The organism is Microbacterium sp. (assembly GCF_017305435.1).
Taxonomy (GTDB): domain Bacteria; phylum Actinomycetota; class Actinomycetes; order Actinomycetales; family Microbacteriaceae; genus Microbacterium.
This window is the reverse complement of the sequence record NZ_JAFKIP010000005.1, coordinates 340,147-355,256: the sequence shown is the minus strand read 5'-3', so window position 1 is coordinate 355,256 and position 15,110 is coordinate 340,147. Positions and strand designations below refer to the sequence as shown.

Genomic DNA, 15,110 nt, shown 5'->3' with positions numbered 1-15,110 from the left:
AAGACCCGGTAATGCTAACAAAACGGGAGCGTGCCGCCGTCCGGCCGCCGCTCTGTCAGGGGTCCGCGCCGTCAGGCCTCGGGCAGTTCCGGCGGATCAGACCGGGGGCCGCCGTTCGATTCGAAGGGGTTCTGGTCGAACGGGGCGTCGAGCGAACGGGTCAGCTCTTCCAGCATCGCCGCGATCTGCGGCTCGACGTACTGCGAGACCGCCGCCTGGATCCGCAGGCGATGGTGCAGCAGCACCGCACAGACCTCGCGACCCACCATGTTGGCGTAGTCGTCGGCGAGCCCGACTTCCTGCCGCAGGGCGGCCTTCGCCTCCTCGGTGAGCGGCGGCAGGGCCGGGATCGCGGCATCCACCTCGTCGGCGAGTCCGCCGATCGTGAAGAGGAAGGGGGCGCCGGGAACGGGATCGGGGTCCATCGGCAGTCCGTCGAACTCCGGGTCGAGTCCCTCGGCGGGGCGATAGCTGCGGGCGCGGTTGCGCGCGGCCTGCTGATCAAGCTCCGTCTGCAGCAGAGGGAGATTGCGCGACGTGTACTCGGCGACCGCGTGATCGACGATCGTCTTGACGCGGGTCGACAGGCCGTGCTGCACGCCGTGCGGGACGTCCGAGCCGAGACCCGCGGCGGAGAGCACCGGCGACCCGATGCACCGCCGGCACGGGGCCACGCGACCGCGATGGGTGGCGGGCTCCCACCGGGGCAGCCAGCGCAGCCAGGCATCCACCGCCTGGCTGACCTGGGTCTCGATCGACCGCTCCACGGCATCCATTGTCGCGGGTCGCGGGCCCGTTCGCCCGGACATCGACGATTCCCGCGCGCCGACCGGCCGGCGCGGAGGTCGGGGGCGACCCAGCGTCAGTCGTCCTGGCGCTCCCACGGCCAGCGCGGGCGGCCCGCGCGCGTCCGCACGAGCGCGACCGCGGCCCATGCCGAGGCGAGGGCGATGGATGCCAGGAGCACGGCGAACCACGACGTCGCGAACCCGCCGACCGCGGCGATCGCGCGCGCGAGGTCGACGCCCGCCAGGGCGGCCCCGATGAGCACCCCGGCGAGGTACGCGAGGAAGCACCCGACGGCGACGAGCCACACGCCCCGGTACGCGGGCCGCGGCGGGCGCACGAGCATCGCCGCGCCCGCCGCGAACGCGATGACCGCGGCGGCGGTGCCGACGGCACCGGGTGCCTGACCGAGTCCTGTGACGGGCAGCACCTCGGCATCCGCCCCGAGGCTCAGGAGTCCGAAGCCCGCCACCAGCAGCGCGAAGAAGCCCACCGTCGCGAACAGGACGGCGACCGGCGCGGAGACGCCGCCGTGCGGGCCGCCGGGGTCACCCGGGGCGCTCATCGGCCGGCGGCCACGGTTCAGCCCTGCTGGATCCGCGGACCCGCTTCGAGTGTGCGCTCGTACTCGCGCTGCGCCTCGCGGTTGAGCTCGCTCATGCGGCGTCCGCGCGCGGCCACCCACGCCCCGAACCAGATCGTGAGCTCGCGTCCGACGACGAACGCGACGATCGCGAGGGGAGCGAGCAGCTGGCCCTGGACGACCTCCTGGCCCTCCCGCGCCGTCAGCTGCCAGAACGGCGCCTGGAAGAGCTGGCCGAGCAGGTGGCCACCGTAGGATGCCGCGCCCACGAGCAGGCCGAAGACCACCCAGTGCCCCCAGCGCCCGCGGTTGATGATGGACCCGAGCAGCCAGAAGGCGAGGTAGAAGACGACGACGGGGACCCAGAACCACCACGAGGTCAGCGCCGAGGTCGCCTCGGTGCCGACGTTCGACGACGTGACGCTTCCGTCGAGGGCGCCGAGGCCGAGCGCGGCGGCGAGGTAGAGGATGCCGAAGGCGACGGCCGCGAGGAGGCCGATGAGACCGGCTGCTCCGCGGTTGCCCCGCGGGCGCGGCGCCTCGGGCGCCTGGACGAAGATCGGCTGCGGCGCGGGGGCGACGGGCGCGACCGGGGCGACGACCGCCGGCGCGACGACCTCGGTGGGAGCGTCCGCGCGCGCGTCGGAGGGCGTCGAGTACGCGCCCGGGACGTACGCCTCGTCGACCGGGTCGTCCGCGTAGAGGCTGCCGTGCGTGGGCGCGACCGGCTCGGCGACGACCGTCGCGGCCGTCGGCTCGGAGGGCGTGACGGCGGGTGCCGCAACGGGCTCGCCGGCGACCGGCTCCCCCGCCGGCTCGTGCGCGCTCGCCTCACGGGACGCGGCCTCGGCATCGGCATCGGCGAGACCCTCGTGAGCGCGCGCGACCGCCTCGTCGGCCGACGTCGCACTGTCGCCGGCGATGCCGTCGGTCGTCTCCGGCACCGGCTCGCCGTACTTGTGGTCGCTCATGGCGTTGCTCCTCACGCGGGGGCGCGCGCCGCCGCACAGCGAGAGTAGCGCCCGCGGCGCGCCACGCCGCGAAGCCTCGCCGGGTTTCCGCGCACCCGCCCGATCCTCACCGCCTATCGCCTCACCGCCTATCGCCTCACCGCCTATCGCCTCACCGCCTATCGCCTCACCGCCTATCGCCTCACCGCCTATCGCCTCACCGCCTATCGTGGAGGCATGGCCCGCTCGACTCGCACCGCGACCGCGCTGGTCGGCGTCGCCGCGCTCGCGCTCACTCTCGCCGCGTGCGTCGCCGAGCCGTCGCCGACGCCGACGGGAGGCGCCACCGGCGCGGCATCCGCCCGCCCGACACCGTCGGCCTCGATCACGCCGTTCCCCATGGGCGCATCGGTCTCGACGACTCCCCTCCCCGCCGATCTGCCGCAGGGGTGCCGCGACCTGCTGGATGCCGACGTGCTCGCCCAGCTCGACGGCGTGCCGCTCAATGCGCCGGGGATGGGCGGCGGGATCCGTGAGGACAGCGCCCGCGTGTGTGTCTGGGGGGAGCCGGGAGCGGCGACGACGCGGCTCGTCACGGTGATCGGCTACTCCCCCGAGCGAGAGGCGCGTGACGAGCTGTACGCCCTCGGCGAGGATGGCTTCACCTGTTACGAGCCGCAGGGCGGCATCCGCTGCGAGAAGACCTGGACCGACCCGAACCTGCCCGTCGAAGACGGCCGCACCCTGTTCTGGCGCGACGGCGTGATCGTCGACACGCAGTACTCCAACCTCGCGCCGACCGGCTACACCGCCGCCGTGATCGCGGCGCTCTGGCCCGCGGGCGGGCGCACGCCGAAGCCCACGCCCAGCACGACGCCGTAGCCCCTCGTCATTCGGGAGGACATCTGCGTTCGGGAGGGCTGATACGCGTCAGGAGTCCTCCCGAACGCAGATCACCTCCCGTGTGCAGGCCCCCGCGCGCCGGACTCAGCCCCAGACCCGGTCCCCGGTGCGGCGGACGTACTCGGCGGGATGCCACGCCTGCTCGCTCGTCGACAGCCACAGCCCTCCCCCGGCCTCGATCGTCTCGGTGAGGTCGCCGTCGGTGCGGGTGCACCGCGTGCGGTCGCCGTCGGTCTCGCACTCGAAACCCGCACCGGGGAGCGCGGCCGCGGCGATCGCCCCGGCATCCGTCGGGACGGCGGCGAGGGTCGTGGACACCGTCCCCGCGTCGGCGTGCCACGCGCACGTGAACCTCACCTGCGGCTGCAGCGCCGCGACGAGCGACGTCGCGGTCGAGACGGGGGCGTCCACTGAGGGGGTCAGCACCGCGCCGGACGTGAAGCGCATCGTCGCCCAGAGGGCCGAGTCGTAGAGGCCGGCACACTCCGTGGGGACGCCCGTCGCGGCATCCACCCCGGTGTCCCCCGCGTCGGGCGGGCTCGTGGGCCGATTCACCGTGTCTCCCACCCAGGCGACGGATGCCGGGATCAGCGGCAGCGCGAGGAACCCGAGCACGCCGACGACCCCGAGGCAGACGAGCCCCACGATCCACGCGAACGCGGCGTTCCTGCCGCCGACCTTGGCCATGCCTTCAGCGTAGGGCGCCGACGCGAAAGGGCGGCCCCGCAACGCGGGACCGCCCTCTCAGCGCCGGAAGACGCCTCGACTCAGTTGTACTCGGTGGAGAAGCCGTCGGTCGTGAAGCTGTCGAAATCGACGTAGCTCAGGTCGGCGTCGGAGTACGCGCCGTCCGAGGCGAAGATGCGGTTGGGGTACCGCTCGCTCTTGGCCTCCTCCGTCGCCTCGACCGTGACGTTGCGGTACTTCGCAAGACCGGTTCCGGCGGGGATGAGCTTTCCGATGATGACGTTCTCCTTGAGGCCGACGAGCGGGTCGCTCTTGCCCTCCATGGCCGCCTGGGTGAGGACACGGGTCGTCTCCTGGAAGGATGCCGCGGACAGCCACGACTCCGTCGCGAGCGACGCCTTGGTGATACCCATGAGCTCGGGGCGACCCGACGCGGGGCGCTTGCCCTGCGCCACGGCCTCGCGGTTCATCTGCTGGTAGCGCTTGAAGTCGACCAGCTCGCCGGGCAGCAGGTCGGTCTCGCCGTGGTCGACCACGGTGACCTTCCGCAGCATCTGGCGCACGATGACCTCGATGTGCTTGTCGTGGATCGGCACACCCTGCGAGCGGTACACGCCCTGCACGCCGCCGACGAGGTACTTCTGCACCTCGCGGGCGCCCTGCACACGCATGACCTCCTTGGGGTCGAGCGTGCCGACCTGCAGCGGCTGGCCCACGGTGACGTGCTGGCCGTCCTCGACCAGCAGCGTCGCACGCTTGAGCACGGGGTAGACGTGCGGCTCGTCGCCGTTGTCGGGCGTGAGGATGACCTTCTTGGCCTTGTCGGTCTCGTCGATCGTGATGCGACCGTCGGCCTCGGCGATCGGCGACGCGCCCTTGGGGGTACGCGCCTCGAACAGCTCCTGCACACGCGGCAGACCCTGGGTGATGTCGTCGGCGGAGGCCGAACCACCCGTGTGGAACGTACGCATCGTCAGCTGGGTGCCGGGCTCGCCGATCGACTGGGCGGCGATGATGCCGACCGCCTCGCCGATGTCGACGAGCTTGCCGGTCGCGAGCGAGCGGCCGTAGCACTTCGCGCAGACACCGACGGCCGAGTCGCACGTGAGGACCGAGCGGACCTTGATGGTCTCGACCCCGGCATCCACCAGCTTGTCGATCAGCACGTCGCCGACGTCCTCACCGGCCGACGCGACGACCTCGCCCGAGGGGGCGACGACGTCCGCGGCGAGCGTGCGGGCGAACACCGAGTTCTCGACGTTGGCGTCACGCACGAGCGTGCCGTCCGCGCCGGGAGCGGCGATCGTGAACTCGAGGCCCTTCGCCGTGCCGCAGTCGTCCTCACGGATGATGACGTCCTGCGAGACGTCGACGAGTCGACGCGTCAGGTAGCCCGAGTCGGCCGTACGGAGGGCCGTATCGGCCAGACCCTTACGGGCACCGTGCGTCGCGGTGAAGTACTCCGCGACCGACAGCCCCTCGCGGTACGAGGAGATGATCGGGCGGGGCATGATCTCGCCCTTGGTGTTGTTGACGAGACCGCGGATGCCGGCGATGTTACGGATCTGCAGCCAGTTACCACGGGCGCCCGAGGACACCATGCGGTTGATGGTGTTGTCCGCGGGGAAGTTCGCCTTCATCGCGGCCTGCACCTCGTCGGTCGCCTCGGTCCAGATCTTGATCTGCTCCTGACGACGCTCGGCGTCGGTCACGAGACCCTTCTCGAACTGGCCCTGGACCTTCTGCGCCTGCTTCTCGTACTTGGCGATGATCTCGCCCTTGTTCGGAGGCGTGAGCACGTCGGAGAGCGCAACGGTGACACCCGAGCGCGTGGCCCAGTAGAAACCGGCGTCCTTGATGCGGTCGAGCGAAGCCGCGACCTCCACCTTCGGGTACTCCTCGGCGAGCTTGTTGACGATCTGCGACAGCTTGCCCTTGTCGGCCTGCTCGCGCACGAACGGGTAGCCCTTGGGGAGCGTGTCGTTGAAGATCGCCTGACCGAGCGACGCGTCCACGAGGCCGTGGCGCTCGTAGCCCTCGGGCGCTTCGCCCTCGAGGAACGACAGACCGGGGATGCGGATGCGGACCTTCGCCTGCAGGTCGAGGGTGCCCTCGTCCTTCGCGAGGATCGCCTCGCCGACCGAGCCGAACACACGACCCTCGCCGCTCGCACCCTCCTTGACCGTGGTCAGGTGGTGGAGGCCGATGATCATGTCCTGCGAGGGCAGGGTGACCGGGCGTCCGTCGGACGGCTTCAGGATGTTGTTCGAGGCGAGCATCAGCACGCGGGCCTCGGCCTGGGCCTCGACCGACAGCGGCAGGTGCACGGCCATCTGGTCACCGTCGAAGTCGGCGTTGAACGCCGCGCAGACGAGCGGGTGCAGCTGGATGGCCTTGCCCTCGACGAGCTGCGGCTCGAAGGCCTGGATGCCGAGGCGGTGCAGCGTGGGCGCACGGTTGAGCAGCACGGGGCGCTCGCGGATGATCTCCTCGAGGACGTCCCAGACCTGCGCGTGCATACGCTCGACCTGACGCTTGGCCGCCTTGATGTTCTGCGCGTGACCGAGGTCGATCAGGCGCTTGATCACGAACGGCTTGAAGAGCTCGAGCGCCATCTGCTTGGGCAGACCGCACTGGTGGAGCTTCAGCTGCGGGCCGACGATGATGACCGAACGGCCCGAGTAGTCCACGCGCTTGCCGAGCAGGTTCTGGCGGAACCGGCCCTGCTTGCCCTTCAGCATGTCGCTGAGGGACTTCAGGGCGCGGTTGCCGGTGCCCGTGACGGGACGACCGCGGCGGCCGTTGTCGAACAGCGCGTCGACGGCCTCCTGCAGCATGCGCTTCTCGTTGTTGACGATGATCTCGGGGGCACCGAGGTCGATCAGGCGACGGAGGCGGTTGTTGCGGTTGATGACACGGCGGTACAGGTCGTTCAGGTCGCTGGTCGCGAAACGGCCACCGTCGAGCTGGACCATCGGGCGCAGCTCCGGCGGGATCACCGGGACGACGTCGAGGACCATGGATGCCGGCGACATGCCGGTCTGCAGGAACGAGTTGACGACCTTCAGGCGCTTGATCGCGCGGATCTTGCGCTGACCCTTGCCCTCGGAGATCTGCAGGTGCAGGTTCTCGGACTCGGCCTTCAGATCGAACGCCTGCAGGCGACGCTGGATCGACTCCGCGCCCATGTAGGCCTCGAAGTACTGACCGAAGCGGTCCTGGAGCTCCTGGAAGACGTCGTCCTCCTGCTTGAGCTGACCCACGGAGAGGTTCCGGAACTCGTCCCACATCCGCTCGAGCTTGGCGACCTGGTCGTCCGCGTTCTTGCGGATGGATGCCATCTCCTTCTCGGCGGCGTCCTTGACCTTCTTCTTCTGGTCGGCCTTGGCACCCTCGGCCTCGAGGGCCGCGAGCTCCTCCTCCAGCTTCGCCAGGCGGGTCGCGACGCGGGCGTCGCGACGGTCGCCGACGTTCTTGATCTCGAGGCGCAGGTTCGCCTCGTGGGTCGGAAGGTCGCGGTGGCGCGCCTCCTCGTCGACCGAGATCACCATGTACGCGGCGAAGTAGATGACCTTCTCGAGGTCCTTCGGCGCCATGTCGAGGAGGTACCCGAGGCGCGACGGGACGCCCTTGAAGTACCAGATGTGGGTGACGGGCGCGGCGAGCTCGATGTGGCCCATGCGCTCGCGACGGACCGAGGACTTGGTGACCTCGACGCCGCAGCGCTCGCAGACGATGCCCTTGAAGCGGACGCGCTTGTACTTGCCGCAGGCGCACTCCCAGTCACGGGACGGGCCGAAGATCTGCTCGCCGAACAGACCGTCCTTCTCGGGCTTGAGGGTGCGGTAGTTGATGGTCTCGGGCTTCTTGACCTCGCCGAACGACCAACGACGGATGTCGTCAGCGGTGGCCAGGCCGATGCGAAGCTGATCGAAAGTGGTGGACTCGAGCACTGGTTCTCCTGTGTCTCAGAAACTTCTCAAAATCGGTGGTTCGTGACGCTGGTCGAGTTCCCGCGGGATGCGGGACGCATCCCGCGGGAGTATCGAGACCTTGGTCAGATCTCGTCGATGGACGAGGACTCGAACCGGGTGGAGATGTTGATGCCGAGCTCCTCCGCCGCGCGGAAGGCCTCGTCGTCGGTGTCGCGAAGGTTGACCGCCGTGCCGTCCGCCGAGAGGACCTCGACGTTCAGGCAGAGCGACTGCATCTCCTTCATGAGCACCTTGAAGGACTCGGGGATGCCGGGCTCCTGGATGTTCTCGCCCTTGACGATGGCCTCGTACACCTTGACGCGGCCCACGATGTCGTCGGACTTGATCGTGAGGAGCTCCTGCAGCGCATACGCGGCGCCGTAGGCCTCGAGGGCCCACACCTCCATCTCACCGAAGCGCTGACCGCCGAACTGCGCCTTTCCACCGAGCGGCTGCTGGGTGATCATCGAGTACGGGCCGGTGGAGCGCGCGTGGATCTTGTCGTCCACGAGGTGGTGCAGCTTCAGGATGTACATGTAGCCGACCGAGATGGGCGCCGGGAACGGCTCGCCGGAGCGGCCGTCGAACAGCTGCGTCTTTCCGGTCGAGTCGATGAGGCGGTCGCCGTCGCGGTTCGGGAGCGTCGAGTCGAGCAGACCCGCGATCTCGGCCTCGTAGGCGCCGTCGAACACGGGGGTCGCGACCTTCGTGCCGGGAGCGGCCTCGCGGGCGTCCGCGGGCAGGTTCGCCGCCCACTCGGGGGTGCCGTCGACCTTCCAGCCCTGCTTCGAGATCCACCCGAGGTGGGTCTCGAGCACCTGGCCGAAGTTCATGCGGCCGGGGATGCCGAGCGGGTTGAGCACGACGTCGACGGGCGTGCCGTCGGCGAGGAAGGGCATGTCCTCGACGGGGAGGATCTTCGCGATGACGCCCTTGTTGCCGTGGCGGCCGGCGAGCTTGTCACCCTCGGTGATCTTGCGCTTCTGGGCGATGTAGACCACGACACGGCGGTTGACGCCCGAGCCGAGCTCGTCGTCGCCGTCCTCGGCGTTGAACTCCTTGACCGCGATGATCGTGCCCTGCTCACCGTGGGGCACCTTCAGCGACGTGTCGCGGACCTCGCGGCTCTTCTCGTTGAAGATCGCGCGGAGCAGGCGCTCCTCGGCGGAGAGCTCGGTCTCACCCTTCGGCGTGACCTTGCCGACGAGGATGTCGCCGGGGCGCACCTCGGCGCCGATGCGGACGATGCCGCGCTCGTCGAGGTCCTTCAGCAGGTCCGGGCTGACGTTGGGGAGGTCACGGGTGATCTCCTCCTTGCCGAGCTTGGTGTCACGGGCATCCACCTCGTACTCCTCGATGTGGATCGAGGAGAGGGTGTCGTTCTTGACGAGGTCCTGGCTGAGGATGATGGCGTCCTCGAAGTTGTGACCCTCCCACGTCATGAACGCGACGAGCAGGTTCTTGCCGATCGCGAGCTCGCCGTTCTCGGTGGCGGGGCCGTCGGCGAGGACCTCGCCGACCTCGACCCGGTCGCCCGCCGAGACGATGACGCGCTGGTTGTAGGAGTTGCCCTGGTTGGAGCGGTCGAACTTGCGAAGGAAGTAGTCCTTCGTCCCGCCCTCGTCCAGCTGCACGGTCACGACGTCGGCCGAGACCTCCATGACGACACCGGCCTTGTCGGCGATGACGACGTCACCGGCGTCGATGGCGGCGTAGCCCTCCATACCCGTGCCCACGAACGGCGAGTCGCTGCGCAGCAGCGGCACGGCCTGACGCTGCATGTTCGCACCCATGAGGGCGCGGTTCGCGTCGTCGTGCTCGAGGAAGGGGATGAGGGACGTGCCCACCGACACCATCTGGCGCGGCGAGACATCCATGTAGCCGATCTCATCGCGGTGGAACATGTCCACCTCGCCGCCCTGGCCGCGACGGGCAAGGACGCGCTCGGTCGCGAACGATCCGTCGGCCTTCAGCTCGGCACCGGCCTGCGCGACGATGTAGTCGACCTCTTCGGAGGCCGTCAGGTAGTCGATCTGGTCCGAGACCTTGCCGTCGACGACGCGACGGTACGGCGTCTCGATGAAGCCGAACGCGTTGATGCGCGCGAACGACGCGAGCGAGCCGATGAGGCCGATGTTCGGGCCTTCCGGGGTCTCGATGGGGCACATGCGGCCGTAGTGCGAGGGGTGCACGTCACGGACCTCGACGCCCGCGCGCTCACGCGACAGACCACCGGGGCCGAGCGCCGAGAGGCGACGCTTGTGCGTCAGCCCCGCGAGCGGGTTGTTCTGGTCCATGAACTGCGACAGCTGCGACGTTCCGAAGAACTCCTTGATCGCGGCGACGACGGGGCGCACGTTGATCAGGGTCTGCGGCGTGATCGCCTCGATGTCCTGCGTGGTCATGCGCTCGCGGACGACGCGCTCCATGCGCGACAGACCCGTGCGGACCTGGTTCTGGATGAGCTCGCCCACCGCGCGGATGCGACGGTTGCCGAAGTTGTCGATGTCGTCGACGTCGAGGCGGATCTCGGCCGGCTGACCGTTCCGGATGCCGGGGATCGAGGCATCCCCCTTGTGGAGGGCCACGAGGTACTTGATCGTCGCGACGATGTCGTCGACGGTCAGGACCGAGTCGCTGAGCGGCTTGTCGAGGCCCAGCTTCTGGTTGATCTTGTACCGGCCGACCTTCGCGAGGTCGTAGCGCTTCGAGTTGAAGTAGAAGTTGTCCAGCAGCGCGCGCGCGGCCTCGGCGGCGACCTGCTCGCCCGGACGGAGCTTGCGGTAGATGTCGCGGAGCGCGTCCTCCTTGGTGAGGATCGTGTCCTTGCTCAGCGTGTCCTCGATGGACTCGTAGCCGGCGAACTCGTTCAGGATGTCCTCGCTCGACAGGCCCAGGGCCTTGAGGAAGACGGTCACCGACTGCTTGCGCTTGCGGTCGATGCGCACGCCGACCTGGTCGCGCTTGTCGATCTCGAACTCGAGCCACGCACCGCGGCTCGGGATGACGCGCGCCGACACGATGTCCTTGTCGGAGGTCTTGTCGGGGGTCTTGTCGAAGTAGACGCCCGGGGAGCGGACGAGCTGGGAGACGACGACACGCTCGGTGCCGTTGATGATGAACGTGCCCTTGCCGGTCTGCAGCGGGAAGTCGCCCATGAAGACCGTCTGGGTCTTGATCTCACCGGTGAGGTGGTTCATGAACTCGGCCTCGACGTACAGCGGGGCGGCGTAGGTCTTGCCGCGCTCCTTGCACTCCTCGATCGAGTACTTCTCCGGCTCGAGGTACGGGTTCGTGAAGCTCAGCTGCATCGTCTCGCCGAGGTCCTCGATGGGGGAGATCTCCTCGAAGATCTCCTCGAGGCCGCTCTTCTCGGGCACGTCGGTGCGTCCCTGGGCCTTCGCCTCGGCGACGCGCGCCTTCCAGGCGTCGTTCGCGACGAGCCAGTCGAACGACTCGGTCTGCAGAGCGAGCAGATCGGGGACCTCGAGCGTGTCCGTGATCTTGGCGAACGACAGGCGCGATGCGCCGCGGCCGTTCTTGGGGGTGGTGGTGGGGTTGGTTGCGTTGCGCGCAGCAGCCAAGGGGATGACCTCCATGAGCCCGGGCGGGGCTGGTTTCCTTGTCGTCAGGTGGAGTGCTCCGTTCCCACGCCTGCCACGCGCCGCCTCCTAGGAGAGGCGGGGTATCTGCAGACGCACGCCGACCACCATATGAGGGCATGGGGGAAGGGAGCGCAACTACCCACTATAGCCTCGGCGACGCGCCATGGCAAGCCGAATCCTTGACGAGTTTCGGCTGCTGCGGTATAACCCCGCGCGGCGTGCGGGGGCGCGGCCCGCTACCGTGGAGGCATGGCCCGCGCACACGTCGAGGAACCCGAGCAGGTGCGCCTATCGGACGGATCGCTCGCGCGCGTCGTGCCGAGCCGCTTCGCCGGCGGGTGGGAGCTCGAGGTCGACGGGACGCCGCAGTCGCACGTCGACCTCGACGACCCGGCCCACCTGCACTTCGAGTACATCGCGCGGATGGGCGCCGTGATCGACCTGCTCCGGATGCCGCGCCAGCCCCTCACCGCGATCCACCTCGGCGGCGGGGCGCTGACGCTCCCCCGCTACGTCGAGCACACGCGCCCGGGCTCGCGCCAGCAGGTGATCGAGCTGGAGCAGCCGCTCGTCGACCTCGTCCGGGCGCGTCTGACGCTGGTGCGCGGCGCCCAGGTGCGGGTGCGGATCGGCGACGCGCGCGCCGTCGCGGCGAAGCTGCCCGCGGGCCTCTCCGGCGCGGCCGATCTCGTCGTGTCGGATGTGTTCGCGGGGGCGCAGACGCCGGCGCACCTCACGACGGTCGAGTACTACCGCGTGCTCGCGGGGCTCCTCGCGCCGGAGGGCGTGCTGCTCGTCAACGTCGCCGACGGCGCGGGGCTCGCGTTCGCGCGACGTCAGGTCGCGACGGTGCGCGCCGTCCTGCCGCAGGCGATCGTGCTCGCCGAGGTGCAGACCCTGAAGGGTCGCCGCTTCGGGAACCTCGTCATCGCGGCATCCATGAGTCCGCTGCCGACGGCGTGGCTGCCGCGTCTCATGGCGGCCGGTCCGCACCCCGCGAAGGTCGCCGAGGGGCGCGAGCTCGACGAGTTCGTGCGCAGCGCGACGGTCGTGACGGATGCCGACGCGACGGCATCCCCGAAGCCCTCGGCGACGCTCTTCGAACGCTGAGTACCGCCGCGACGGCGACCGTTCGGGCGGCGCGCCGTCCGGGCTCGGCCGATGCCCGGACGGCCGGGTGAGACTGGAGGCCGCACCGTCCGCGCGCGAAGGAGGATGCCGGTGAGCTACATCCAGGGATACGACCCGCACACCCTGCGTGAGATCGTCGACGTCTCGCAGTGCCGGGCACGGCTCGACGAGCTCGGCGACCAGCGCTCGCTCCCCGCGCTGCTGGAGCGGGTGTGGCTGCGGAAGGTCACGGGCGAGCTCGACGAGGCCCTGACCGTCTCGGAGCAGTCGGTGCGCGTCGCGCGCATGGGCGGCCCGCGGAAGGACCTGCTGCGGGCCCGTGTGCTGCACGCGACCGTCCTGCAGGCGCGCGAGGCGTACGCCGCGGCGATCCAGGAGCTCACGACGTGCGGCGAGGAGGCCGAGGGTCAGGGCTGGTCGGCGCTCGCGGCGTTCGCGTACCAGCACCGCGGCAAGGTGTTCTACGACGCGGGCGACTTCGTGAACGCCCGCGCGGACTTCAAGCGCGCGCTGTTCCTGCGCCAGGAGGCCGGCGCTCCGGAGGAACAGCTCGAGTCGACGCTCGCCGCGATCGACGCCGCCGAGCGGCGCCGCGCCGGGGCGCAGGTCGCGAGCTGACCCGCTCCCGGCAGACGGTGTCGTAGGTTTGTTCTACATTTCCTGCATGACCGAACGGCTGATCGATGTCTGACCTGAACGACGTGCGTCGCGTCGCCGAAGCGCTCCTGGCGACGCACCTGGATGCCTCGTGGTCGTTCGCGTTCGACAACGCGAAACGCCGGGCCGGGGCGTGCGACTACGCGCGGAAACGCATCACGGTCTCGCGGTACCTCGCGGCCCGCTACGACGACGAGACCAACCGCCAGACGCTGCTGCACGAGGTCGCGCACGCGCTCGCGGGGGCACGGGCGGCGCACGGCGCGGCGTGGAAGCGCACGGCGCACACGCTCGGCTACACGGGCGGCGTCACCCACCACGGCGAGACCGCGACCGAACTCGCCCCCTGGGTGGGGGTGTGCCCCGCCGGACACGTCGCCTACCGGCACCGCACGGCGGCGCGGGCGACGTCCTGCGCGCGATGCTCCCCCTCGTTCGACGAGCGCTATCTCTTCGTCTGGACCCGCCGGGAGATCACCCCGGCGACGCGTCTCGCCGCCATGACCCCGCGGGATCAGCCGGCGTAGGCGACGAAGACCCCGGCGCGCAGCACGGGGACGGATGGCGAGGCATCCACCGCGGCGGCGGCGAGGACCTCGTCGCGCGCGCCGCGCTCGATGAGCTCCTGGCCGGAGCCGCTCGCCGTGAGCAGATGCCGCACCGCACCGCGGAGCCCGCGGAAGGCCTCGCACGCGGCCGCCGCCTCGGGTGAGGTGTGGTCGACGCCCAGACCGCCCAGGGCGTCGATGACGGCGCCCGCGCCGAGCAGGTCCTCGACGGCGAACCGGAGCGGGGCGGGTGGCTGCGCCGGGGCGGCGGGTGCGTTCTGCCCGGCCGGCACGGCCGGCTCCGCGGGGGCGAGCTCGCCCGCGGCGACCACCGCGATGCTCGTGCGTGCACCACGCCGGGTCTGCTCGGCGAGCGCGGCGCGGGCGACGGCCCCCGCGTTGCGGAGCGATCCGAGGAGGACGAGCGGTGCGGGCTCGAGCCGCGCGGCGTGCGCCGCGACGGCGGCACCGTTCCGCGAGAGCGCGTGCGCCGCGGCATCCAGCGGCACCTCCTCGCCCGCCTCGACGCGGTCGGTGACGCGTGATGAGAAGCGCAGCACGTCCACGACGATCACGACATCGGAGGGCGCGAGCATGCCCAGACCCGCGACGCCCCACTCGACGCGCACCTGATAGCGGGACTGGTCGAACGGCGTCATCACCCCTCCAGGCTAGAGCGCGTGCGGTGCCAGACTGGGCGCATGCGGATCCTGCTGAAGCTCGTCCTCGACTGCGACGCGGATGCCGCGTGGCGCGCCCTGCACTCCCCGCGCGCGATCGCGGACCTCTACGGCCCGCTCGTCGAGCTCTCGCCGATGGACGCGGCCGGCCTGCCGACCCGGCTCGATCCGGGCGCCGATGTGCCGGTGCGCCTGCGCCTGGCGGGCGCTCCACTCGGAGACCAGCTGATCCACGTGAGCGAGCGCTTCACCCACGACACGGGCGGCCCCGTGCGGATCCTGCGCGACAGCGGCATCCCGCTCACGGGGCCCCTCGCGAGCCTCGATGTCTGGGACCACCAGATGGCGGTCTCGCCCGCCCCCGGGGATGCCGCCCGCACCCTCTGGCGCGACCGCCTCGTGATCGGCGGAGGCGCTGCGCCGGCCCTCTGGCCCGTGCTCTGGGCGACGTGGCAGTGGCGCGCGGCGCGTCTGCGGGCCCTCGCCCCGACGTGGGCGCACGACCCGGAGACGGCGGACGGCGCGGCTCTCATCGACGACGCGCGCGCCGACACGACTCCCGCCGAAACCTGAGAGGGATGCCGCGGCCGAAGCCTGACCGCGGCA

General features: G+C 70.5%; 12 protein-coding genes. 5 read left to right on the top strand and 7 right to left on the bottom strand.

All coding sequences use genetic code 11. The features are described from left to right. Positions 1–71: 71 nt before the first annotated feature. The 3 genes from J0I43_RS10170 to J0I43_RS10160 all read right to left on the bottom strand — a co-directional run bounded on the left by J0I43_RS10170 (position 72) and on the right by J0I43_RS10160 (position 2,340). Entirely contained in the window at positions 72–767 is a 696-nt protein-coding gene (locus J0I43_RS10170) for a spermidine/putrescine ABC transporter substrate-binding protein (RefSeq protein WP_292862893.1), read from the bottom strand. 95 nt (positions 768–862) lie between these two features. Then, the gene (locus J0I43_RS10165) at positions 863–1,351 is read right to left on the bottom strand and encodes a hypothetical protein (RefSeq protein ID WP_292862890.1); all 489 of its coding nucleotides are present in this window, start codon (positions 1,349–1,351) and stop codon (positions 863–865) included. A 17-nt stretch (positions 1,352–1,368) separates the two neighbouring features. Continuing rightward, positions 1,369–2,340, bottom strand: coding sequence for an ABC transporter (locus tag J0I43_RS10160; RefSeq protein WP_292862887.1), 972 nt, complete (start codon positions 2,338–2,340; stop codon positions 1,369–1,371). Positions 2,341–2,556: 216 nt separating this feature from the next. Here J0I43_RS10160 and J0I43_RS10155 point away from each other — a divergent pair, with 216 nt between their 5' ends. Then, entirely contained in the window at positions 2,557–3,201 is a 645-nt protein-coding gene (locus J0I43_RS10155) for a hypothetical protein (RefSeq protein WP_292862884.1), read from the top strand. Between the two features lie 105 nt (positions 3,202–3,306). Here J0I43_RS10155 and J0I43_RS10150 read toward each other — a convergent pair whose 3' ends face one another. From J0I43_RS10150 to J0I43_RS10140, 3 genes are all read right to left on the bottom strand, one after another. Next, positions 3,307–3,909, bottom strand: a complete 603-nt coding sequence (locus J0I43_RS10150) for a hypothetical protein (RefSeq protein ID WP_292862881.1) — start codon at positions 3,907–3,909, stop codon at positions 3,307–3,309. A gap of 80 nt (positions 3,910–3,989) precedes the next feature. Beyond that, positions 3,990–7,862: a DNA-directed RNA polymerase subunit beta' gene (rpoC, locus tag J0I43_RS10145; protein ID WP_292862879.1), complete on the bottom strand. Its 3,873-nt coding sequence runs from the start codon at positions 7,860–7,862 to the stop codon at positions 3,990–3,992. Between the two features lie 104 nt (positions 7,863–7,966). Next, positions 7,967–11,467 carry a DNA-directed RNA polymerase subunit beta gene (locus J0I43_RS10140; RefSeq protein ID WP_292862876.1) on the bottom strand — a complete coding sequence of 1,167 codons (3,501 nt, stop codon included), beginning with the start codon at positions 11,465–11,467 and terminating at the stop codon, positions 7,967–7,969. A gap of 270 nt (positions 11,468–11,737) precedes the next feature. Between J0I43_RS10140 and J0I43_RS10135 the strand changes: the two genes are divergently transcribed. The 3 genes from J0I43_RS10135 (at position 11,738) to J0I43_RS10125 (ending at position 13,803) form a co-directional block, all read left to right on the top strand. Then, positions 11,738–12,598: a spermidine synthase gene (locus J0I43_RS10135; protein ID WP_292862873.1), complete on the top strand. Its 861-nt coding sequence runs from the start codon at positions 11,738–11,740 to the stop codon at positions 12,596–12,598. A gap of 111 nt (positions 12,599–12,709) precedes the next feature. Further along, positions 12,710–13,237 (top strand): hypothetical protein, encoded by a 528-nt coding sequence (locus tag J0I43_RS10130; protein WP_292862870.1) that lies wholly within the window; start codon positions 12,710–12,712, stop codon positions 13,235–13,237. A gap of 65 nt (positions 13,238–13,302) precedes the next feature. Further along, positions 13,303–13,803, top strand: coding sequence for a SprT-like domain-containing protein (locus tag J0I43_RS10125; RefSeq protein ID WP_292862867.1), 501 nt, complete (start codon positions 13,303–13,305; stop codon positions 13,801–13,803). Here J0I43_RS10125 and J0I43_RS10120 read toward each other — a convergent pair. Further along, positions 13,791–14,483 carry a 2-phosphosulfolactate phosphatase gene (locus J0I43_RS10120; protein ID WP_292862864.1) on the bottom strand — a complete coding sequence of 231 codons (693 nt, stop codon included), beginning with the start codon at positions 14,481–14,483 and terminating at the stop codon, positions 13,791–13,793. The two genes, J0I43_RS10125 and J0I43_RS10120, sit on opposite strands and share 13 nt — an antisense overlap. Positions 14,484–14,525: 42 nt before the next feature. Between J0I43_RS10120 and J0I43_RS10115 the strand changes: the two genes are divergently transcribed. Then, positions 14,526–15,077: a hypothetical protein gene (locus J0I43_RS10115; protein WP_292862861.1), complete on the top strand. Its 552-nt coding sequence runs from the start codon at positions 14,526–14,528 to the stop codon at positions 15,075–15,077. Positions 15,078–15,110 lie beyond the last annotated feature (33 nt).